At 54.6% G+C, this 20,705-nt stretch carries 17 protein-coding genes, 1 tRNA gene, 3 pseudogenes and 2 riboswitches; of the genes and pseudogenes, 13 read left to right on the plus strand and 8 right to left on the minus strand.

The features are described 5' to 3' along the window. The first annotated feature begins 158 nt into the window (after positions 1-158). Positions 159-1,727 carry a glutamine-hydrolyzing GMP synthase gene (guaA, locus tag A7Q00_RS07540; protein ID WP_064089969.1) on the plus strand — a complete coding sequence of 523 codons (1,569 nt, stop codon included), beginning with the start codon at positions 159-161 and terminating at the stop codon, positions 1,725-1,727. Between the two features lie 95 nt (positions 1,728-1,822). Here the strand turns inward: guaA and A7Q00_RS07545 are convergent, their stop codons facing one another. The 3 genes from A7Q00_RS07545 to A7Q00_RS07555 all read right to left on the minus strand — a co-directional run bounded on the left by A7Q00_RS07545 (position 1,823) and on the right by A7Q00_RS07555 (position 3,638). Further along, the gene (locus A7Q00_RS07545) at positions 1,823-2,209 is read right to left on the minus strand and encodes a hypothetical protein (protein WP_064089970.1); all 387 of its coding nucleotides are present in this window, start codon (positions 2,207-2,209) and stop codon (positions 1,823-1,825) included. A 329-nt stretch (positions 2,210-2,538) separates the two neighbouring features. After that, on the minus strand, positions 2,539-3,177 hold the full coding sequence (locus A7Q00_RS07550) for a DUF3304 domain-containing protein (RefSeq protein ID WP_064089971.1): 639 nt from the start codon (positions 3,175-3,177) through the stop codon (positions 2,539-2,541). A gap of 83 nt (positions 3,178-3,260) precedes the next feature. Further along, positions 3,261-3,638, minus strand: a complete 378-nt coding sequence (locus A7Q00_RS07555) for a hypothetical protein (protein ID WP_064089972.1) — start codon at positions 3,636-3,638, stop codon at positions 3,261-3,263. A 552-nt stretch (positions 3,639-4,190) separates the two neighbouring features. On the opposite strand from A7Q00_RS07555, the gene A7Q00_RS07560 reads away from it, so the two are divergent. After that, positions 4,191-5,063 carry a YwqG family protein gene (locus tag A7Q00_RS07560; protein WP_064089973.1) on the plus strand — a complete coding sequence of 291 codons (873 nt, stop codon included), beginning with the start codon at positions 4,191-4,193 and terminating at the stop codon, positions 5,061-5,063. A gap of 135 nt (positions 5,064-5,198) precedes the next feature. Here the strand turns inward: A7Q00_RS07560 and tgt are convergent, their stop codons facing one another. After that, positions 5,199-6,314: a tRNA guanosine(34) transglycosylase Tgt gene (gene tgt / locus A7Q00_RS07565; protein WP_064089974.1), complete on the minus strand. Its 1,116-nt coding sequence runs from the start codon at positions 6,312-6,314 to the stop codon at positions 5,199-5,201. Positions 6,315-6,525: 211 nt separating this feature from the next. On the opposite strand from tgt, the gene A7Q00_RS07570 reads away from it, so the two are divergent. The 6 genes from A7Q00_RS07570 to A7Q00_RS07595 all read left to right on the plus strand — a co-directional run bounded on the left by A7Q00_RS07570 (position 6,526) and on the right by A7Q00_RS07595 (position 11,709). After that, a tRNA-Val gene (locus A7Q00_RS07570) sits at positions 6,526-6,602 on the plus strand. Between the two features lie 362 nt (positions 6,603-6,964). Further along, the gene (gene thrS, locus A7Q00_RS07575) at positions 6,965-8,884 is read left to right on the plus strand and encodes a threonine--tRNA ligase (protein ID WP_064089975.1); all 1,920 of its coding nucleotides are present in this window, start codon (positions 6,965-6,967) and stop codon (positions 8,882-8,884) included. A gap of 136 nt (positions 8,885-9,020) precedes the next feature. Beyond that, entirely contained in the window at positions 9,021-9,644 is a 624-nt protein-coding gene (locus A7Q00_RS07580; protein WP_064089976.1) for a hypothetical protein, read from the plus strand. Between the two features lie 83 nt (positions 9,645-9,727). After that, positions 9,728-10,237 (plus strand): hypothetical protein, encoded by a 510-nt coding sequence (locus A7Q00_RS07585; RefSeq protein WP_064089977.1) that lies wholly within the window; start codon positions 9,728-9,730, stop codon positions 10,235-10,237. A 125-nt stretch (positions 10,238-10,362) separates the two neighbouring features. After that, positions 10,363-10,911 carry a hypothetical protein gene (locus A7Q00_RS07590; protein ID WP_064089978.1) on the plus strand — a complete coding sequence of 183 codons (549 nt, stop codon included), beginning with the start codon at positions 10,363-10,365 and terminating at the stop codon, positions 10,909-10,911. A gap of 207 nt (positions 10,912-11,118) precedes the next feature. Further along, positions 11,119-11,709 (plus strand): NAD(P)H-dependent oxidoreductase, encoded by a 591-nt coding sequence (locus A7Q00_RS07595; RefSeq protein WP_064089979.1) that lies wholly within the window; start codon positions 11,119-11,121, stop codon positions 11,707-11,709. Between the two features lie 123 nt (positions 11,710-11,832). Here the strand turns inward: A7Q00_RS07595 and metK are convergent, their stop codons facing one another. The 3 genes from metK to A7Q00_RS07605 form a co-directional block, all read right to left on the minus strand. Beyond that, entirely contained in the window at positions 11,833-13,002 is a 1,170-nt protein-coding gene (metK, locus tag A7Q00_RS07600; RefSeq protein WP_064089980.1) for a methionine adenosyltransferase, read from the minus strand. A gap of 52 nt (positions 13,003-13,054) precedes the next feature. Next, positions 13,055-13,177, minus strand: coding sequence for a hypothetical protein (locus A7Q00_RS14180; protein WP_277600820.1), 123 nt, complete (start codon positions 13,175-13,177; stop codon positions 13,055-13,057). A gap of 546 nt (positions 13,178-13,723) precedes the next feature. Beyond that, a complete protein-coding gene (locus A7Q00_RS07605; RefSeq protein WP_064089981.1) occupies positions 13,724-14,923 on the minus strand; it encodes a hypothetical protein in 1,200 nt (399 codons plus the stop codon). A 587-nt stretch (positions 14,924-15,510) separates the two neighbouring features. Between A7Q00_RS07605 and nrdG the strand changes: the two genes are divergently transcribed. The 4 genes and pseudogenes from nrdG to A7Q00_RS13545 all read left to right on the plus strand — a co-directional run. Beyond that, positions 15,511-16,065, plus strand: a complete 555-nt coding sequence (gene nrdG, locus A7Q00_RS07610) for an anaerobic ribonucleoside-triphosphate reductase activating protein (protein WP_064089982.1) — start codon at positions 15,511-15,513, stop codon at positions 16,063-16,065. A 60-nt stretch (positions 16,066-16,125) separates the two neighbouring features. Next, positions 16,126-17,928: an anaerobic ribonucleoside-triphosphate reductase gene (nrdD, locus tag A7Q00_RS07615; RefSeq protein WP_064089983.1), complete on the plus strand. Its 1,803-nt coding sequence runs from the start codon at positions 16,126-16,128 to the stop codon at positions 17,926-17,928. A 100-nt stretch (positions 17,929-18,028) separates the two neighbouring features. Then, positions 18,029-18,135, plus strand: a pseudogene (locus A7Q00_RS13540) (IS5/IS1182 family transposase); the annotation flags it as partial. 141 nt (positions 18,136-18,276) lie between these two features. Further along, positions 18,277-18,383 (plus strand): annotated as a pseudogene (locus A7Q00_RS13545) (IS5/IS1182 family transposase); the annotation flags it as partial. 86 nt (positions 18,384-18,469) lie between these two features. On the opposite strand, the pseudogene A7Q00_RS07620 reads toward A7Q00_RS13545, so the two are convergent. Further along, positions 18,470-18,954: pseudogene (locus A7Q00_RS07620) on the minus strand (Lrp/AsnC family transcriptional regulator). A gap of 376 nt (positions 18,955-19,330) precedes the next feature. Further along, positions 19,331-19,422, plus strand: a riboswitch (glycine riboswitch). A gap of 33 nt (positions 19,423-19,455) precedes the next feature. Then, positions 19,456-19,549, plus strand: a riboswitch (glycine riboswitch). Positions 19,550-19,579: 30 nt separating this feature from the next. On the opposite strand from A7Q00_RS07620, the gene gcvT reads away from it, so the two are divergent. Then, a complete protein-coding gene (gcvT, locus tag A7Q00_RS07625; RefSeq protein WP_064089984.1) occupies positions 19,580-20,680 on the plus strand; it encodes a glycine cleavage system aminomethyltransferase GcvT in 1,101 nt (366 codons plus the stop codon). Positions 20,681-20,705: the final 25 nt, after the last annotated feature.

The raw sequence follows: 20,705 nt of genomic DNA on the forward strand, positions 1-20,705 counted from the left end.
TAAAACTCAAACTTTGCCTTGTGTAAAAGTATTAGTTGCCAAGTTTCATTAGCTTCTCTGCAACACCATATTTGGAAACAATGATATAGATATTTTCAGGTAGCCTCTGCCACAGGCTGCCTGAAAAAGAAAACCCCAACTCAACCACGGATACCGCTATGACCAGCCCCGACAAAATCCTCATCCTCGACTTCGGTTCGCAAGTCGCCCAGCTCATCGCCCGCCGTGTGCGCGAAGCGCATGTGTATTGCGAGCTGCACCCCTACGACATGCCGCTGGCCGACATCAAAGCCTTCAACCCCAAAGGCATCATCCTTTCCGGCGGCCCCAATTCCGTGTACGACAGCGAATATCAGGCCGACACGGGGCTGTTCGATTTGGGCGTGCCCGTGCTCGGCATCTGCTACGGCATGCAGTTTATGGCACACCATTTGGGCGGCGAAGTGCAGGCCGGCAACCAGCGCGAATTCGGTTACGCGCAAGTGCAAACGCAAGACAGCGCGCTCACCAGCGGCATTCAAGACGGCGCACCGAACACGCTGGACGTGTGGATGAGCCACGGCGACAAAGTGTGCAGGCTGCCCGAAAACTTCCGCACCATCGGCAGCACGCCTTCCTGCCCCATCGCCATGATGGAAAACGCAGATAAACACTTCTACGGCATCCAGTTCCACCCCGAAGTCACCCACACCAAACAAGGCCGCGCCCTCATCAACCGCTTCGTGCTCGACATCTGCGGCGCACAGCCCGGCTGGACCATGCCGAACTACATCGACGAAGCCGTGGCCAAAATCCGCGAACAAGTCGGCAGCGACGAAGTGATTTTGGGCTTGTCCGGCGGCGTGGACTCCTCCGTGGCCGCCGCGCTCATCCACCGCGCCATCGGCGACCAGCTCACCTGCGTATTCGTCGACCACGGCCTGCTGCGCCTGAACGAGGCCGAAAACGTGATGAAAATGTTTGCCGACAACTTGGGCGTGCGCGTGATTCACGTGGACGCGAGCGAACAGTTTATGGCGAAACTCGCCGGCGTGACCGACCCCGAGCAAAAGCGCAAAATCATCGGCGCAGAATTCATTGAAGTATTTGACGCCGAAGAGAAAAAACTCACCAACGCCAAATGGCTGGCGCAAGGCACGATTTACCCCGACGTGATCGAATCCGCCGGCGCGAAAACCAAAAAAGCCCACGCCATCAAATCGCACCACAACGTGGGCGGGCTACCTGAAAACATGAAGCTGAAGCTGCTCGAACCGCTGCGCGATTTGTTCAAAGACGAAGTGCGCGAACTGGGCGTAGCGCTCGGCCTGCCGCGCGAAATGGTGTACCGCCACCCCTTCCCCGGCCCCGGCCTGGGCGTGCGGATTCTGGGCGAAGTGAAGCGCGAATACGCCGACCTGCTGCGCCAAGCAGACGACATTTTCATTCAGGAACTGCGCAACCACAAAGACGAAAACGACACCTCTTGGTACGACCTCACCAGCCAGGCATTCGCCGTATTCCTGCCCGTGAAATCCGTCGGCGTGATGGGTGACGGGCGAACTTACGACTACGTGGTCGCCCTGCGCGCCGTCATCACCAGCGACTTCATGACCGCACACTGGGCGGAACTCCCCTACTCGCTCTTGGGCAAAGTGTCCAACCGCATCATCAACGAAGTGCGCGGCATCAACCGCGTGGTGTACGACGTGAGCGGCAAACCGCCCGCCACGATTGAGTGGGAATAAGCCGGAATGGCAACATCAGAAAGCCCTGCCAGATAATGGCAGGGCTTTCTGTTTGGCTGTGCTTGAGGCTACCTGAAAACGGCACGGTCGGCTTTTCAGAATGCCAACCAGCCCAGCTCCTCAAACCAAAGCAGCAGGGGCAAGGCCAGCGCCATACCGCGTTGCAGCAGTATGACGCCGTACAACATCAGCACATACGGCCGCAACACGGCATAATCATATGGCCGGATATAAGAGTTTTCCGCCACCTCCCTCTGCTTCCACACCAGCCTCTCCACCGGCCGCGCACGCCAATAATCCCCTCCCCGCCATATAATTGAATTAGGCAGGAAATAATCATCCTTTATCTGCCCGCCTTGCGGCGCAGCCTGCCGATACCAAGCCAAAAGCGGCGCGGCATATTTGTCCACATGCAGGCGCAAGCCCAGCTCCACCAGCAACAGCAGCACGATGCCGCCGGCATAGATAAAAAACCAGTTCATTGGATTTCCTCGATTATGTTGCCTAGAGATGGCGGATTGATACGCTATGGCTAAGCAACTTAACTGCCGCTACCGCGTTGCCGTACTTCTGTCCGCCGCCTGCTATCCAAAGCCAATTTGGCTTGCTATACGGCACAAGGCGACGGGCTGTACAGGCATCCATGCGTTTTCAGGTAGCCTCAAGCGACAAGCCGCCACCTGTCCGATCCAACCAAAGGCTACCTGAAAATCCCTGATCAAAAACACAAGGCCTTGCCGTTGATTACCTTGTCCGTATCGTTGTAATGCGCTGTCCAGCGGATGGCATACAGGCTGCTTTTGGCGGCCAATCATTTGCTCCGTCTGGCCGGGCTTTCAATCCTGCGCAGGCTGCTGTTCTGTATTTCCACGCTTTCCGTATTAGGCACCAATGGCTCGGTATCGCAACCACCGGCCACCCATTTTCGGTAAGACGGGGTTTGCACATAGCTGTTCACGCAAACCAGGAGTTTATTGTCCGGCAGGAAATGCAGTTCGAGGTCGCTCGGGTCATACTGATAATGCGGCAGCACAAATTTGGCACGGTAATAACGCCCGCTGCTTTCATCTCTCCATTCAACCCGTATTAGGTAATCTTTGCTCCATCTTTTCGGAATATCGCGGTATATATGGTTGCTATTGCTATCTTTGATCCATGTCGGCGATTGTTGGCCTTCTTTCGCCCGCAAGTAAAAATGATTCCCGTCGTTATCCGTATCATCCCTAATACCTACAGTATAGGCGTTTGAGGTATGGTTGGACGCATAAACCGAAACCTGCTTGGCAGTATGCCCCAATGTCTGGTTGCGTTCGCGCTGCCATCTGGCCTTATTGAGGCCATCTTGAATACCCCAGATAGCGCCTAAGGTAAGGCTGGCACAACCTGTGAGCATGAGAACCGATGCCAACAAAAGGCTGCGGCGTGCAGTTGTGCGTATGATGTCTGTCATAGTGATTTCCCTTCATAATGGGTTGGAATGTGCAGGCTGCTTTTGGCGCGTTCAAAGCAGCCTGCATTTTTGCCATGCCACACTCAAAAACAGAGCGCCTTGCCGTTGATTACCTTGTCCGTATCGTTGTAATGCGCCGTCCAGCGGATGTTTTTGCCCTCTTCCTGAGGAATCAGCACCGCTTCCTGCCCGAAGCGCGGCGTGCGCAGCAGAATCCAACCGTCGCGGTTCACGGCCTGCACGCCCGGATAGTCCTGCCGAACGGTGTGCAGGCTGCTTTTGATGCCGCCGTCGGCCAATTCGGCGGCCAACTGCGCCTGCAACGGGGCAAGCCTTTGGATTTCCTGTTTCATTTCGGCAGTACGGCGGTAATCGGAATATTGCGCGGACAGCAGGAACAGCGCGGCAACGGCGATGATTGCGCCGAGGCAGAAGGCGGCGAAGGTTTGTTTGGAGGGCATGGCGGCATTCCGATGGTTGGATGTTGGCATTGGTGTTTGCAGGCAGCCTGCACTGCCGGAAGGCTACCTGAAAACAGGCAAAACGGGTTGCTGAGAAACTAAACACGGGTTTGCAAAGATAAACTCCGCATGGAGACGAAATTCTCTGCGTCATATTTTGACTTACTGTCGGCGTGCAGGCTGCTTTGGGCGCGTTCAAAGCAGCCTGCAAAGCATCGTCTGTTTTAAGCTTTACCCAGCTCATGGCTTCTCGGCCCTCTTTGTCGTAGTTCCAATACAGGCCGAACAACATGTGCAGCCATTCCGCAGCCAAGCGTATGACTTTGGCCATGTTGGAATGGTACGCTTTACGCCTGTGCTTTGGTTGATTTGAATGATGCCGAGTGTTTTGACCATGTTTTTTGCTTTCGGAATATATGATGCTGTTTGCGACTGTTTTAACTCATAACCAAAGCGATTTATAAATCAGGTAAACAAGCCATCTTACTTGTTTTATAATGCAAAGCTATTTTACTGCATAAAGCAGCCAACATTTTTCAAGGAGGTAATCCTATGTCTAAAAAAACCAAAGCCGACCCTAAGCTCATTAGGGAATGCTACCAATGGGTCAAACAGCAGTTTTTTACCCAATATGCAGCCAAACATTACGCCAAAGCAGACTTCACCACTGCCAAAACCGCGCTAACCGAGAGCAAAATCGGCGGACTGCCCTATCTGCCAAAAGGCGATTCCGCCCCGCAAAATGCGGATGGCGAAACCCTGCGTTTGCTCGCCCAAATCAACTGCGCCGACCTAAAAGGTTTGGAACACTTCCCCTCAGCGGGCATACTGCAATTTTTCATCTTGGACAACTGGGAATTCGGCATAGAAAGCGGGCGGGACGGCTATGCCGTGCGCTACCATCCCGAAATCGGCGAACATTACACAGAAGCAGAGCTTGCCGAATGCTACCAACCTTATACGGAAGACGACGAGTGCTTTCCTGTGTTGCAAGAGTGCAGGCTGCAATTCGAGCTTGCCGAACAAGACCCCGTTTTGGATTACGCCACCAGCGATCTGCTATGCAACAAATACTTGGCGGCACATAACATAGAACTCGATTATCACACCAAAGCACATCTGCAACGCGCCATGCAACACGAATACGAAAATGAATTCGGCGCATACGATGAAGAAGATGGGGGCGAAGATAACCACAGCCAATGCGGCGGCTATCCGTATTTCACGCAAGAAGACCCGCGCAACAGAGATGAAGGCTTAACCGACTACAACGTCCTGCTGTTCCAACTGGACAGCAGTTTTGACGAAGACGGCGAGGAAATCGTGATGATAGGCGATATGGGTGTGATGAACTTCTTTATCCGGCAAGACGATTTACAGCGCAGAGATTTTTCCGACGTACTGTATTCTTGGGACTGCTGTTGAGCTTGTTGCGCTTTAACTGAAAATATGTACTGTATTTGCTGAATATCAATGCCTACACTACGGTATTTCTCCATTTAAATCATCTTTCAGACGATCTAAAAAAGGCTACCTGAAAACTTTCAGGCAGCCTGCACCTTAATCCGTCCCCCTCGCCCTGTTCTCATGAAACTGCGCCTGCCAGTCGGCGAATCTGCCCTGTTCGATGGCTTCGCGCATTTCCGCCATAATGACTTGATAAAAATGTAGGTTATGGATGGTGCACAGTTGCGCGCCGAGGATTTCGCCGACTTTGTCCAGATGATGCAGGTAGCTGCGGCTGAAGTGTCGGCAGGCGTAGCAGGTGCAGGATTCGTCCAGCGGGCGTTTGTCGTGGCGATGCTTGGCGTTGCGGATTTTGAGGTCGCCGAAACGGGTGAAGAGCCAGCCGTTGCGGGCGTTGCGGGTGGGCATGACGCAGTCGAACATGTCCACGCCGTGCGCCACGCCGTACACCAAATCTTCGGGTGTGCCGACGCCCATCAGGTAATGCGGTTTGTGTTCGGGCAGCATGGGGGCGAGCGCGCGGAGCATGCGGTACATTTCGGGCTTGGGTTCGCCCACGGAGAGGCCGCCGATGGCGATGCCTTTGAAGCCGATGTCTTCCAGCCCGCGCAGGCTTTCTTCGCGCAAATCTTCGTACATCGCGCCTTGGATGATGCCGAACAGGGCATTGGGGTTGTTCAGGTCTTCAAAGGCTTTTTTGCTGCGTTCGGCCCAGCGCAGGCTCATTTGCAGGGATTTTTTGGCTTGTTCGTGCGTGGCTTCGCCGGGCGTGCATTCGTCCAGCTGCATGACGATATCGGAATTGAGCACGGTTTGGATTTTCATGGAGATTTCGGGCGAAAGGAAGAGTTTATCGCCGTTAATCGGGCTTTTGAAGGTGCAGCCTTCTTCGGTGAGTTTGCGCATGTTGGACAGCGAAAATACTTGGAAGCCGCCGGAATCGGTGAGGATGGGTTTGTTCCAGCCGATAAAATCATGCAGGCCGCCGAATTGTTCGATGACTTCGAGGCCGGGGCGCAGCCAGAGGTGATAGGTGTTGCCGAGGATGATTTGGGCTTTGATGTCGTGCAGGTTTTGCGGGGTCATGGCTTTGACCGAGCCGTAGGTGCCGACGGGCATGAATACGGGGGTTTCGATGCTGCCGTGGTTGAGTTCGAGCGTGCCGCGGCGGGCGTAGCCGTCTTTTTTGTGCAGGGTGAAGTTGAGCATGGGAATAAAACGTTATAAATAATCTGGTGATTATAGCTAAAGCACTTCTTTCTTCCTACTGCGTCAGCCCGCCTTGCCGTCTTGACCATACTGTCTGCCGCCCGATGCCTAGCGGGAAAAATGATTACTCCAGCGATATGGCAAACCGCCGCCAGCCCTGCGTTTTCTTTGCGCGGGGGGTGGGAAAACAGTATAATGCTGCCCCTTAAACAGGCACGTAGCTCAGTTGGTTAGAGCATCACCTTGACATGGTGGGGGTCGTTGGTTCGAATCCAATCGTGCCTACCAGAATTCGTGGAACAACAGGGGTTTCTGGGGAACTTCAGTTGTTCTTTTTTGTTTGGCCGCCCGCAATTAGTTTTAACTTTATAGCCATTCCGCTCCCTTCAGAAACATTGTTTCAGGTAGCCTTTTGGATTGCTGTTCAGGCTACCTGAAACTTCGGCCAAACCGCTATAAGGAAGCCGCCATATGCGCCGTTTACCTCCCGCACTTGCGCTATTGCTCACACTGGCCGCATTGGCCGCCATAGCATTGGCCGGCCTGTTCCTGCTGTTTTACTTTTTCGGTTTCGCCTAATGCAGCGATAAAGGCTACCTGAAACCCAAACCATTCATCCGTTTATCCATTTCACAGAAAGACAAACCATCATGCCCCAAATCAACATCACCCTGCCCGACGGCAGCATCCGCCAATACGAATCCCCCGTCACCGTTGCCCAAATCGCCGCATCCATCGGCTCCGGATTGGCCAAAGCCACTGTGGCGGGCAAAGTGAACGGCGTATTGCGCGATGCCTGCGACCCGATTACCGAAGACGCCGCCGTGCAAATCATCACGCCCAAAGACCCCGAAGGCGTGGAAATCATCCGCCATTCCTGCGCGCACTTGGTTGGCCATGCCGTGAAACAGCTCTATCCCAATGCCAAAATGGTAATCGGCCCGGTGATTGAAGAAGGCTTCTACTACGACATCGCCACCGAAAAACCCTTCACGCCCGAAGACGTAGCCGCCATCGAAGCACGGATGAAAGAGCTGATTAATCAAGATTACGATGTGATCAAAATCATGACCCCGCGCGCCGAAACCATCAAAATCTTCCAAGAGCGCGGCGAAGAATACAAACTGCGCCTGATTGAAGACATGCCCGAAGTGGAAGCCATGGGCATGTACCACCACCAAGAATATGTGGACATGTGCCGCGGTCCGCACGTGCCCAACACCCGCTTTTTAAAGAACTTCAAGCTCACCAAGCTGGCCGGCGCCTATTGGCGCGGCGACAGCAACAACGAAATGCTGCAGCGTATCTACGGTACAGCCTGGGCCAGCAAAGACGAACTGAAAGCCTACATCACGCGCATTGAAGAAGCCGAAAAACGCGATCACCGCAAACTCGGCCGCCAGCTCGACCTGTTCCACCTGCAAGACGAAGCGCCCGGCATGGTGTTCTGGCATCCGCGCGGCTGGACGCTGTGGCAGGTCATCGAGCAGCACATGCGCCGCGAATTGGACGCAGCGGGCTACCGCGAAGTGAAAACGCCGCAAATCATGGACAAAACGTTTTGGGAGAAATCCGGCCACTGGGCGAACTACAAAGACAACATGTTCCTCACCGCCTCCGAAAAACGCGAATACGCCGTCAAACCCATGAACTGCCCCGGCCACGTGCAGATTTTCAACAACACGCTGCGCTCCTACCGCGACCTGCCCATGCGCTTGGCGGAATTCGGCTCGTGCCACCGCAACGAACCTTCCGGCGCGCTGCACGGCCTGATGCGCGTGCGCGGCTTTGTGCAGGACGACGCGCACATTTTCTGTACCGAAGACCAAATCGCCGAAGAAACACGCAAATTCAACCTGTTGGTGATGAAAATCTATCAGCAGTTCGGCTTCGAACACGTCAACGTCAAACTCTCGCTGCGCCCCGAACAGCGCGCCGGTTCGGACGAAATTTGGGACAAGGCCGAACAAGGCCTGCGCGACGCGCTCACCGCCTGCGGCGTTGAATGGCAGGAATTGCCCGGCGAAGGCGCGTTCTACGGCCCGAAAGTGGAATACCACATCAAAGACGCGCTCGGCCGCTCCTGGCAGTGCGGCACCATCCAGCTCGACTTCGTGCTGCCCGAACGCTTGGACGCGGAATACGTGGCCGAAGACAACAGCAAAAAACGCCCTGTGATGCTGCACCGCGCCATTTTGGGCTCGCTGGAGCGCTTCATCGGCATCTTGATTGAAGAACACGCCGGCTCCTTCCCGCTGTGGCTTGCGCCCGTGCAGATGGTGGTGATGAACATTACCGAAAAACAGGCCGATTACTGCCGCGAAGTGGTGGAAAAACTCAAAGCCGCCGGCTTCCGCGCCGAACTGGATTTACGCAACGAAAAAATCGGCTACAAAATCCGCGACAACAGCCAAATGCGCTACCCCTATCAAGTGGTGGTGGGCGACAAGGAAATGGAAAACGGCCAAGTGGCCGTGCGCCGCAAAGCGGAAGATTTGGGCAGCATGAAAGTGGAAGACTTTATCGCGCTGCTGCAAAAAGAGATTGCGGACACCATTGGGAAAGTCTGATTTTGTGTTGATGAGTTTCAGGTAGCCTGCACTTGGGTTTTACAAGGTGTGGGCTACCTGAAAACCAATCCGGCTCTGCAAAACCGCAAAAGCAGCCTGCGCCGAACCCAAAATCCACATGGAGGATACCCCGACGATGGAAATCATTATCCTGCTACTGCTGTCTTACGTGGTTCCGCCCGTCCTCGTGCTATGCAGCCTTTGGCAAGTATGGCGGCGGCGCGAACTGGTTATGCCGACTGATGCAGGCATCCTGCATACGGTTTCGGCAATTTTGTGGGCAGCGGCAGCGACATATCTCTTTTGCCCCGCCCTGTACAGCACTTTAGCCACCGCCTCACACACTGCAGAATACAATCCCCATATTAGCGAAATCCGCTGGTTTATCAATGGATGGCTGTATTGCCTGCTGCTCTTCGCCGTCCTGCTGCCCGGTGTTCTGGCGTTACGGAGCCGTTGGCACGGCGTGCGGGTCTTCGGCAGGCTGGCTGCACTGTATGCGGGCACAGCCATGCTTTTGACCGCCGTTTTCACGGGAACGAATCCGGGCGGCCAAACAGTATCGCAGCTGTTGCCGTTCTTGTGGGGCTGGTGGGAAACGCTGTTTGAGCAGCACGGCTGGGGCGGGACGATTTACGATTTGCGGCATTGCAGATACGGCAGCATGTCTTTTTTTCTATGGCTGTGGTGGGTAAGTCTCGGCAGCATTGCCTTGTTTGCCGCACGGTTTCTGTGCGTCGATCGTGCAAAATCTTCGTAGCCGGAGCGGCGGTTTAAACGGTGCGGTTAAAGGTTCGGCGTGCAGGCTGCTTTTGCCCATATCAGAATGTGGAAGGAAGAGCGATGAAGATATATTTAGCGGCAGCATTGCTGTTTTTATCTGCCTGCCGCAGCGGAGAGCCGCCGCTGGTGAAGCATGAGCTATACCTGCCGGAAGCCGTGCAGGGGCAGGGTTATTATGCGGAAGTGGAGTTGCCGTTTCTCCATTTGGATGAGCGGTGGACGGTGCCGTTGAACAGCGGTTTTGCGCTGTCTTCGTTAAATTCGGGCGGCGGTACGCGCATTGCCCTGAGCCACAGCGGCGCGCAGCCGTATCACGAATTGGGAGAGCGGCTGACGTTGAACGGCAGCACGGGCGGCGGCAGCCTGTATGAACGCCATCAGGCGGAGTTGTATGTCAAAGTGCACCGCGCAGACGCCCCGGAGTTACAGCATTGCACACCGCTGCGCCCCAAGCCGGACGTGCTGATGTACGATTGCGGCAGGCAGAACCCCCGCTACGAACAGTCAAAACAGGGCGGCTGGCAGTGCAAAACGCCGCAACAGTGCAGTTTGACGATTGAAAGGCCGTAAGGTAGCCCGAAGATGAATCGGCAACCTACAAACGGAAGCTGGAAGGCGGACAATTTTTCAGGTAGCCTTGGGCTGCATGAGGCTACCTGAACATTCTTTCAGACAGTCATTTTGGAGGAGGAGAAATGGGGCAGAAGCGCTGGAAGAAGATCGCGCTGGCGGTGTTGATAGTGTTTGCACTCATCGGTATGGCTGCTACCGTGGCAATTATCCCGTTTGTTGGCAACTATATCAGCGATATGAATCGAGAAGTGGATACCACGCCGCTGGTTTCTGTGCCGTTCAGTACGCAGCAAATAGGCCATCAGCAGACGATAAACGATGTACCGATTCCGCATCACGGCTTGTTTGCGCTCACGGTGAGGTTGAAGCCGAAAACCGGAACACTTCTTTCAAAAGAAGAGATAGACAATTTATTTTATCAGGCCAGGCATACGCCTTTTGTGGTGAAGTATGAGGTGCAAACAGCGGGCAATCCCGGCCTGCTTTATGGGAAAAACACGGTTGTGGCTGATTTCTCCACAGAGGAAAATGGCGATTTCATTTTCTCCGTTCACTCCGGATTTGTCCGCCAAGAGGGTAGATTGATGATACGGGCGGAGAACCTTATCCAAGTGCCGGAGTTTGCGAAGTTTGATGCATTTTTAGAGCTTAGGGAAAAGAAACCCAATTAAATATAGTGAATTAACAAAAATCAGGACAAGGCGGCGAGCCGCAGACAGTACAAATAGTACGGCAAGGCGAGGCAACGCTGTACTGGTTTTTGTTAATTCACTATAAGTAGGCATGGAAGGTTCTTCAGCCATTCTGCCCGCACATTAAAGAGGCTACCTGAAACACCGCAAATTTGATAAACCGCGTTCTTACCAAGGAGTCTTGTCATGAAAGTTTTGGTTAATCTGTTCCATCCTCATCTTGAACGTTCTGTTGTAAACCGCGCTTGGGCGGATCGTCTTGCCAACCAGCCTGGCATTACCCTGCGCAACTTGTATGCGCTTTATCCCGACGGCAAAATCGACGTAGCCGCCGAACAACAGGCTTTGGCCGAACACGACCGCTTGGTGTTCCAACACCCGTTCTATTGGTATTCCACCCCACCGCTGATGAAGCAATGGCTCGATGATGTACTAACCTACGGCTGGGCATACGGCCCGGGCGGCAACGCGCTGGCAGGCAAAGAGTGGCTGTCGGCCATTTCCACCGGCGGCCCGGCAGATTCCTACCAGGCAGGCGGCTATAACCGCTTTTCCATGAGCGAGTTTTTGAAACCCTTGGTGCAAACTGCCTCCTTGCTGCAAACCGTTTTCCTGCCGCCGTTTATTTTCCACGGCGCAGTGGTGGCCGATAGCGAAGCCGTTCGCGCTTCTGCCGATGCACTGCTGGACTACATCCGCAATCCGCTGCTCGACCCGCAGAAAAAGCTGGCGGCACTGCAGGCCAAAATGGAAAGCGAAGGCGTGAAGCTGGAGTAGCAACTACATGGCACACCTATTGCCCACTCAGTTTGAGGCTACCTGAAATATAGAACTACTTAATTGCATAAAAAGAGGCTACCTGAAATTTCAGGTAGCCTCTAATCTGTTTGACAAACGGGATTACAAACCTGCTGCCGCCTTCAAGGCTGCGGCCTTATCGGTGCGCTCCCAAGTGAACTCGGGCTCCTCGCGGCCGAAGTGGCCGTAGGCGGCGGATTTGCTGTAAATCGGGCGCAGCAGGTCGAGCATCTGCACGATGCCTTTCGGGCGCAGGTCGAAGTGTTCGCGCACGATGGCGATGAGCTTGTCTTCGCTGATTTTGCCCGTGCCGAAGGTGTCGATGGCGATGGAAGTGGGCTCGGCAATGCCGATGGCGTAAGACACTTGGATTTGGCATTGGGTCGCCAAACCGGCGGCCACGATGTTTTTCGCCACATAGCGGCAGGCATAGGCAGCGGAGCGGTCTACTTTGCTCGGGTCTTTGCCGGAGAATGCGCCGCCGCCGTGCGGGGCTGCGCCGCCGTATGTATCGACAATGATTTTGCGGCCGGTGAGCCCGCAGTCGCCCTGCGGCCCGCCAATCACGAAGCGGCCGGTGGGGTTGATGAGGTATTTGGTGTCGGCGGTGAGCATTTCGGGCGGCAACACGGGTTTGATGATGTGCTCAATCACGGCTTTGCTCAGCTCTTCGTGGCCGATTTCGGGATTGTGCTGGGTGGAGAGCACCACGGTGTCGATGCGTTTCACTTTGCCGGTTTCGCTGTCGTAAACCACGGTCAGCTGTGCTTTGGCATCGGGGCGCAGCCAGGGCAGTTGGCCGCTTTTGCGCACTTCGCTCTGGCGTTGCATCAGGCGGTGGCTGTAATAAATGGCAAAGGGCATCAGGGTGGGGGTTTCGTCGCAGGCGTAGCCGAACATCAGGCCTTGGTCGCCCGCGCCTTGGTTCAGGTCGAGGCCTTCGCCTTCGTTCACGCCTTGGGCGATGTCGGGGGATTGTTGGTCGTAATACACGCCCACTGCACAGCCGTTGGCGTCAAAGCCGAGTTCGGAGGCGTTGTAGCCGATTTTGGCAATGGTTTCGCGGGCGACTTTGATGTAGTCCACGTGCGCGGTGGTGGTGATTTCGCCGGCCAGCACGCACAGACCGGTGTTCACCAGCGTTTCGGCAGCCACGCGGGCTTTGGGGTCTTGGGCGAGGACGGCATCGAGGATGGCATCGGATACTTGGTCGGCCACTTTGTCGGGATGGCCTTCAGATACGGATTCGGAGGTGAAGAGGTATTCGCTCATGATATGTCTTTCGGATAAATAGATAAACCTTGCGGCGCTTAGCAAGGAGGGCTCAACGGGCAATAAAAAATCCCGCACTAAGCGGGAAGAGATATTGCCCGGCCTGATTCAGACGAGCCACATCGGCCTCTCGGCCGTCCACCTTACGCGCCGTTTGCGGCGGGCAGGTTGGCATGGATTCCCAACTCTTAATGCGCCGCAGATGATAACAAATCCCGTCTGCAGCGGCAAGCGGCGGGATGGGTTTCAGGTAGCCTCGACAGGAAGAAGGCTACCTGAAAATTCATAAAGGCAAATCAAACCAAACATCGGCATAACAACACCGCCCTGCCCCAACTTCTCCTAGCGTGTAAATCAACAGGGTTGTTTACACTTCGGTTTTTGTTTGAAGACTTGCTTGGACAACTATCAGGCATGGTTAAGGATATCAATCAACATGGAAAACCCGCCCTATTCTTGATAATGCCGGATGGCTGTTTAAAAGTTATCTAAGCAAAAAAAGCGGCCCGATATAGAAAAAGTGTAACCAACGTAACGATTTCCTATGCTGGTCGGCATTCTCATGGCTCTAATATAGCTGCGCTAAGTTACGTTAGCCCTTAATCGGTGGGTCAGATACTGCCTTTGTCATTAGGCTCCAATTTTTGTTTATTTGTTGTACCGTTGATAAAAAGGCTACCTGAAATTTCAGGTAGCCTTTTTCTGGTTACGCACAGCTTAATTAGCGGCCATTGTTGTCGTACACCATTTTGGTGCCTTCAAAGATGTGGATGCTGGCGGCGCAGGTGGCGGTGGAGCATGTTTTCATCGGCAGGGTGACGCTGTAGCGGCCGCTGCGCGGGGCGCGGTAGCTGAACAGGGGCACGCTGTCGCCCATCACGTCTTGTTTCACCACGCGGCCATTGTGGCGCACGATGAGGTCGATGTCGGTGCAGTTGTCGTCGCAGTCGCCGTAGAAGGTATAGACTTTGCCGGCGGTGAGGTTGAGCTGCTCGGTGTGGCTCTGGCCGGCGGCGAGGCGTTGCTGGCGCAGCAGGAATACTCGGGCAGCCGGGTCTTTGTCTTTAACGATTTCCACGTTGCTCCGTTGGGCGCGCTGCAGAGAGGGATCGGTGTCGGTGCTGCTTTCAAATACCTGTACGGAATAGGCGCAGGTGTCGTTGTCGCAGTCTTCCATGCTGGCCTTGATTTGATGACGGCCGCCCTGTTCTGCACGGAAGGTTAGCTGGGGTACGTCATCGCTATCGGTGTCGGCGGCAATGGTTTTACCGTTGGCGCTGACGGTGAGGTCGAGGTCGCCGCAGGCTGAGTCGCAGCGGCCGAACACGCTGTAATACTTGCCGACGGTGAGTTCGACTTCCGTGCTGCGGCTTTGGCTGTCGGCAAGCTGGCCGCTGATCAGGGGCAGTTCGCGGGCTTTTTCATCGGCATCCTGCTGTGCTTCGCGGATCCGTTTCTGGGCAGATTCCAAGGATGCGCCTTCGTCGTCGCTGTTGCCTACTTTGCCGCCGCTGAATACTTGCAGTGCGGAGCGGCAGCGGTTGCGGGAGCATTCGTCCATGGTGGTGTTAAGCTCCACGCGGCCGTCGCGGTCGGCCTGCCAGGTGAAGCGGGAGCCGTCGCCACGGTTTTTACGGAATAGGACGGTGCGGCCTTGGGTAACGCTGAATTTGATGTTGGAGCAGTTTACGGAGCAGTCGGCGAATACGGTGTATACCTGGCCGGACTTCACGTCCAGCGGGGTGGTGTTGCTTTGGCCTTCTTCTAGGCGCACGGTGCGCTGGAACAGCAGCTGCGCGGCGGGGTCTTCGTTCTTGATGGCTTCGCTGTGGGTGGATGCCTGGTCGGCGAGGTAGCGTTCGGCGGCGAAGGCGGGGACGGAGAGGGCAGCCAAAATCGGCAGCAGGGCGAGTTTTTTCATGAGTTATTTCCTTTTATTGGGGGATAAATTTTGCCGAAGTGAAGCTGTGCAAAATTTCGCGATATTATGCCTAATCCTGTTAATTTTTCCAACCGTTTTACTCGGATTTGTGTATTTGGCTGATGCTTTGAAGGCTACCTGAAAGTACGGATTTCGGCAAAGTAATGGAAGTTTCTCCAAAAATGCTACGGCATCGGCTGAGTTTTGCCATACTGCTTATATCGTTTACAGTTTGCCGTGTGCCGCTTTGGCCTGTGTTTGTTTCTACTAAAAGAGCCTACGGTTTTAGATAGCCTTTTTCAGGTAGCCTTTTCGATACGGCCTCTTTTGAGTCAAGTCAAACTTTGTAGCCGCAGTAGGGCGGTGGGAATCTGTTTTCCATTGCATGATAGTCGGCCGCAACCCCTTGTTCTGCACAAAACTCTCCAGCTTGCCTGCGCAAGCTCACATTTAATAATCACTCTCAATTAACCCGATTTAACGGCGAAGCCGCTTGCGTTTTCCCCGGTAAAGCACGACAATCCACCACAACATATAGTGTTTAGAAATATTTTCTACACTATATATTGTATTTTAAGGATAGGGCTATGGAAACGCTGAATTTTACCCGCGAGCAGATCGTTTGGCAGGAAGTGCCGGGCGAGGTGTCGCTGGCGTTTCTGTTTTCCGGCTGCCCGCTGCGCTGCCAAGGCTGCCACAGTGCCGACAGCTGGAAGGGCAGTTTGGGCACCGAACTGACTGCCGGATACCTGCAAAGCCGCTTGGAACGCTATCGCGGGCTGATTAGCTGCGTGCTGTTTATGGGCGGCGAGTGGCTACCTGAAAAATTGCTGCCGCTGCTGGCGCAGGTACGCGAAGCTGGGCTGAACACCTGCCTCTACACCGGCCTAGAGCAAGACGAACTGGAGCGCACCTCCATCGCCATCATCCCGCAGCTCACCTATCTGAAAACCGGCCGCTGGAAAATGGAGCTCGGCGGCCTCGACAGCCCGCACACCAACCAGCGCTTTATCGACCTGCGCAGCGGCGAAGTGCTGAACCATCTGTTTGTGAAAGACACGCCCGCCGCCCGCCCCAAAATCATCCCCTTGGCGCCCGCCCCGCAACCGGCCACCGAGGGCGCGTTTTCCCCGCCGGCCTAATGTAGGCCTTCCCGATAGCGGAATCCCGCTATCCCATCCACATCAATAAGGAGAGTAAACATGATTCGGCTGCATCCCGAACAGTTAAACGGCAAACTGCAATTCATGCACGACTACATCAGTGCGCAAAACGCGGCGGACGGCTCGAAAATGGACGCCAACGCCAACGTTACCCAGAAAAACATCGCCACGATGGAAGCGGAAATCATGAAAGACTTTTTCGTGCAGATGAACCGCGCCCAAGTATCGCGCAAAATTGCCGAAATTTTCGACCAATCAGTGGCCGACGAATACATCCGCCAAATCGAAGCGCACGAGATTTATGTGCACGACGAAACCAGCCTCAAGCCTTATTGTGTGTCGGTTACGCTGTATCCCTTCCTGCTCGACGGCTTAAGCAAACTCGGCGGCGAATCCAAAGCGCCGCAGCATCTGGCATCGTTTTGCGGTTCGTTTATCAATCTTGTGTTTGCCATCAGCGCGCAGTTTGCCGGTGCGGTGGCGACGGTGGAGTTTCTGACCTATTTCGACTATTTCGCCCGCAAAGACTACGGCGACGATTATTTGGAAACCCACGGCAAAGAAATCGCCAACCACATGCAGCAGGTGGTGTACAGCATCAACCAGCCTGCCGCCGCGCGCGGCTATCAGAGCGTATTTTGGAATATTTCCGTTTACGATCAATATTATTTCGATGCGATGTTCGGCGATTTCGTCTTCCCCGATTTCAGCAAACCGGTGTGGGCGAGCGTGGCGAAGCTGCAAAACTTCTTCCTCAAATGGTTCAATCAGGAACGCACCAAAGCCGTTTTGACTTTCCCCGTCGTTACCGCTGCGATGCTGACCGACGGCGGAAAATGCAAAGACACCGTGTTTGCCGACGAAATGGCGAAAGAGTTGGCGGAAGGCAATTCCTTCTTCGTCTATCTTTCCGACAACCCCGACTCCTTGGCTTCCTGCTGCCGTCTGCGCAACGCCATTGAAGACCGAACCTTCAGCTATACACTCGGTGCGGGCGGTGTAGCGACCGGTTCCATCAACGTCATCACCATCAATATGAACCGGTTGGAGCAAGACGGGCGCGACCTTGCCGCCGAAGTCGCCAAAATCCATAAATACCAATATGCCTACCGCAAACTGATGGAAGAATACCAAGCCGCCGGAATGCTGCCCGTTTACGATGCAGGCTTCATCACGCTGGACAAACAGTTCCTCACCATCGGCATCAACGGCATGGCGGAAGCCGCCGAATCGCAAGGCATCAAAGTCGGCTACAACGACGATTACATCAACTTCGTTCAAGGCCGTCTGAAAACCATATTCGAAGCCAACCAAGCTGCCAGCAAACATTACGGCGTGAAGTTCAACACCGAGTTTGTCCCCGCCGAAAACCTCGGCGTGAAAAACGCCAAATGGGACAAAGCCGACGGCTACCAAGTCAGCCGCGAATGCTACAACTCCTATTTCTACGTCGTTGAAGACGAAGAAATCAACGCGCTCGACAAATTCCTGCTGCACGGCAAAGAACTGGTGGACTGGCTCGACGGCGGCTCCGCGCTGCACCTGAACCTCGACGAAGCCCTGCCCGAATCCGGCTACCGCTCGCTCTTGGACATCGCTGCGCAAACCGGCTGCAACTACTTCTGCGTGAACGTGCGCATCACTATCTGCAACGAATGCGGTCACATCGATAAACGCACCTTGCACGCCTGTTCCGCCTGCGGCAGCCACGACATCGACTACGGTACCCGCGTCATCGGCTACCTGAAACGCGTATCTGCCTTCTCAAGCGGACGTCGCAAAGAACATGCGCTGCGGCACTACCACCGCGAGCAGCAGCAGAAATGGCGCAAAGTGGTCTAAGCCGTTTGCAATAAAGCCTGCCCTTTCAGGTAGCCTTTCCCCCTCCCATTTCCGGGCTACCTGAAAACTTAAAGCACACCGCCTTTGCGGTGTGCCTTTTTATAGTGAATTAAATTTAAATCAGGACAAGGCGACGAGCCGCAGACAGTACAGATAGTACGGCAAGGCGAGCCAACGCTGTACTGGTTTAAATTTAATTCACTATATGGGGAGAGGGAAGCAACTGCATTGCCATAGCCCATCAATTTGCAAAGCGGGTCAACTCCGTAACAGAGCTTGGGTGAACGGCTATAAAGCCCGCCCCGAAAAGTTTCAGGTAGCCTGGCTGTTGCAGGATACCTGAAACTTTATAGTGGATTAAATTTAAATCAGGACAAGGCGGCGAGCCGCAGACAGTACAAATAGTACGGCAAGGCGAGCCAACGCTGTACTGGTTTAAATTTAATTCACTATACAGACGTAAAAAAATCAGGTGCCCGTATACAAAAGGCTACCTGAAATTTTACTTTTCCTAATCATTCAATAATCTGGCAATAAAACCCTATTCCGTTTGCAAATGATCCAGCGGCAATACGGTGGAGTTTTCACTTCCTGCAATACAAAGCTGGAGCGCGCGTCCACCACGCCGGGATGTGCCAAGAGGGTATCGAGGATAAATTGGGAGAAGCTTTCCATATCGGCGAAAAAAGCGTGCAGCATATAGTCGGTTTCGCCGGTGAGTGCGAAGCAGCGCAGCACCTGCGGCCAATCGCGTACGGAATCGGCAAAGCCGTCGCGCAGATGGTTGCTCTTATCCACTGATACGCGGATAAACACCTGCAAGCCGAGAGCCACGGTGGAAGGATGCACTAAGGCAGCATAGCCGCGGATAATGCCGCTGGATTCCAGCTGCTTGAGCCGCCGCAGGCAGGGGGATGGGGAAAGGGCAACGCGTTCGGACAGTTCAACGTTGCTCAATCGTCCGTTGTGTTGCAGGGCCTGAAGGATTTTCAGGTCGATTTTGTCAAGCGAAACAGTGGTTGTCATGATTCGGTATCCAATCATACTACTGGGTTAGAGATATGCTGCACGCCGGTGAGCTGGCAGCCAAACGGCGCTTATGGAGGCTTGTGGCCAACCATTAAACTACACTTGTCTCTCCGGGCGGTATTATATGGGAAACACCTTGAAATAATCCGCCATATTTCTTACCAACAGCGGAATATACCGCCTGTCCGCCAGCTTTGCCGGACACTTTCAGGCCTGAACCCGAAAAGGGTGTCAAGCCAAACTCCAAAACCATTCGTGTTTCTGTTTAGCTATAGTGTAAGCATAATGTAGCTAGAATTGCTATTCTAATCATGGAAATGTGATTGAAAATGCCAAGAAATCTTGCCCGAATACTCGCTTTCAGGCGATAATCAAGGCGTTTGCAGGAGAGCCCATTAATACAACAATGGCACCGAAGGCGCAAATTCCCTTAAATCGCTCAGGTAAAAGGACTGCAAGCCCGTTTCATTATTATCAATTGCCCAAGCGGCTTCTGAAACGGCCTCATCTGGAGAGCGGCGCAGCGCGCCCACCGAAGGATATAAGGCATCATCTGCCGAAAATCTCAGGTACCCGGGACAGATAGGGAGGCTTCCCCATTTTCGCCCCACAGGAGATCCTTATGTCCGCCATCAAAACCACCCCCTTCCATCAAGCCCACAAAGACGCAGGCGCCAAGCTGGTTGATTTCGCCGGCTGGGAGCTGCCCATCCACTACGGTTCGCAGATTGCCGAACACGAAGCCGTGCGCACCGACGCCGGCATGTTCGACGTGTCGCATATGCTGGTTACCGACGTGGCCGGCGAAAAAGCCAAAGCCTTCTTCCGCAAACTTTTGGCCAACGACGTGGCCAAGCTCGGCTTCGTGGGCAAAGCCCTCTATTCCGCCATGCTCAACGACAAAGGCGGCGTGATTGACGACCTTATCGTGTACCGCGTGAGCGAAGACGAAACCCGCTATCGCATCGTATCCAACGGCGCCACCCGCGAAAAAGACTCCGCCCAGTTCCAAAAAATCGGTGCCGAATTCGGCATCAAGCTCACCCCGCGCTACGATTTGGCCATGCTCGCCGTGCAAGGCCCCAAAGCCATTGCCAAGCTGCTCACCGTGAAGCCCGAATGGGCCGACACCGTAAACAACCTCAAGCCCTTCCAGGGCGCGGATTTGGGCAACGACTGGTTCGTCGCCCGCACCGGCTACACCGGCGAAGACGGTGTGGAAGTGATTCTGCCCGGCAGCGAAGCCGGAGCCTTCTTCAAAGCATTACAACAGGCCGGCGTGAAACCCTGCGGCCTCGGCGCGCGCGACACCCTGCGCATGGAAGCCGGCATGAACCTCTACGGCAACGACATGGACGACGACGTGAGCCCGCTCGAAGCCGGCATGGCCTGGACAGTGGATTTGAAAGACGAATCCCGCGATTTCGTCGGCAAAGCCGCGCTGGTGGCCTTGAAGGAAAAAGGCGTGAGCGTGAAGCAGGTCGGCCTGCTCTTGGCCAAAGGCGGCGTGCTGCGCGAGCACATGGAAGTGATCACCCCCGAAGGCAAAGGCATCACCACCAGCGGCGTGTTCTCGCCCAGCCTCAAGCAGTCCATCGCCATCGCCCGCGTGCCCAAAGCCTTTGAAGGCGATACCGCCAAAGTGGTGATTCGCGGCAAAGAAGTGGATGTGCGCGTATTGAAACTGCCATTCGTGCGCAACGGCCAGAAGCAGTTTGATTAAGTGCGGTTAGGTTTTTCAGGTAGCC

The organism is Eikenella halliae (assembly GCF_001648475.1).
Taxonomy (GTDB): Bacteria; Pseudomonadota; Gammaproteobacteria; order Burkholderiales; family Neisseriaceae; genus Eikenella; species Eikenella halliae.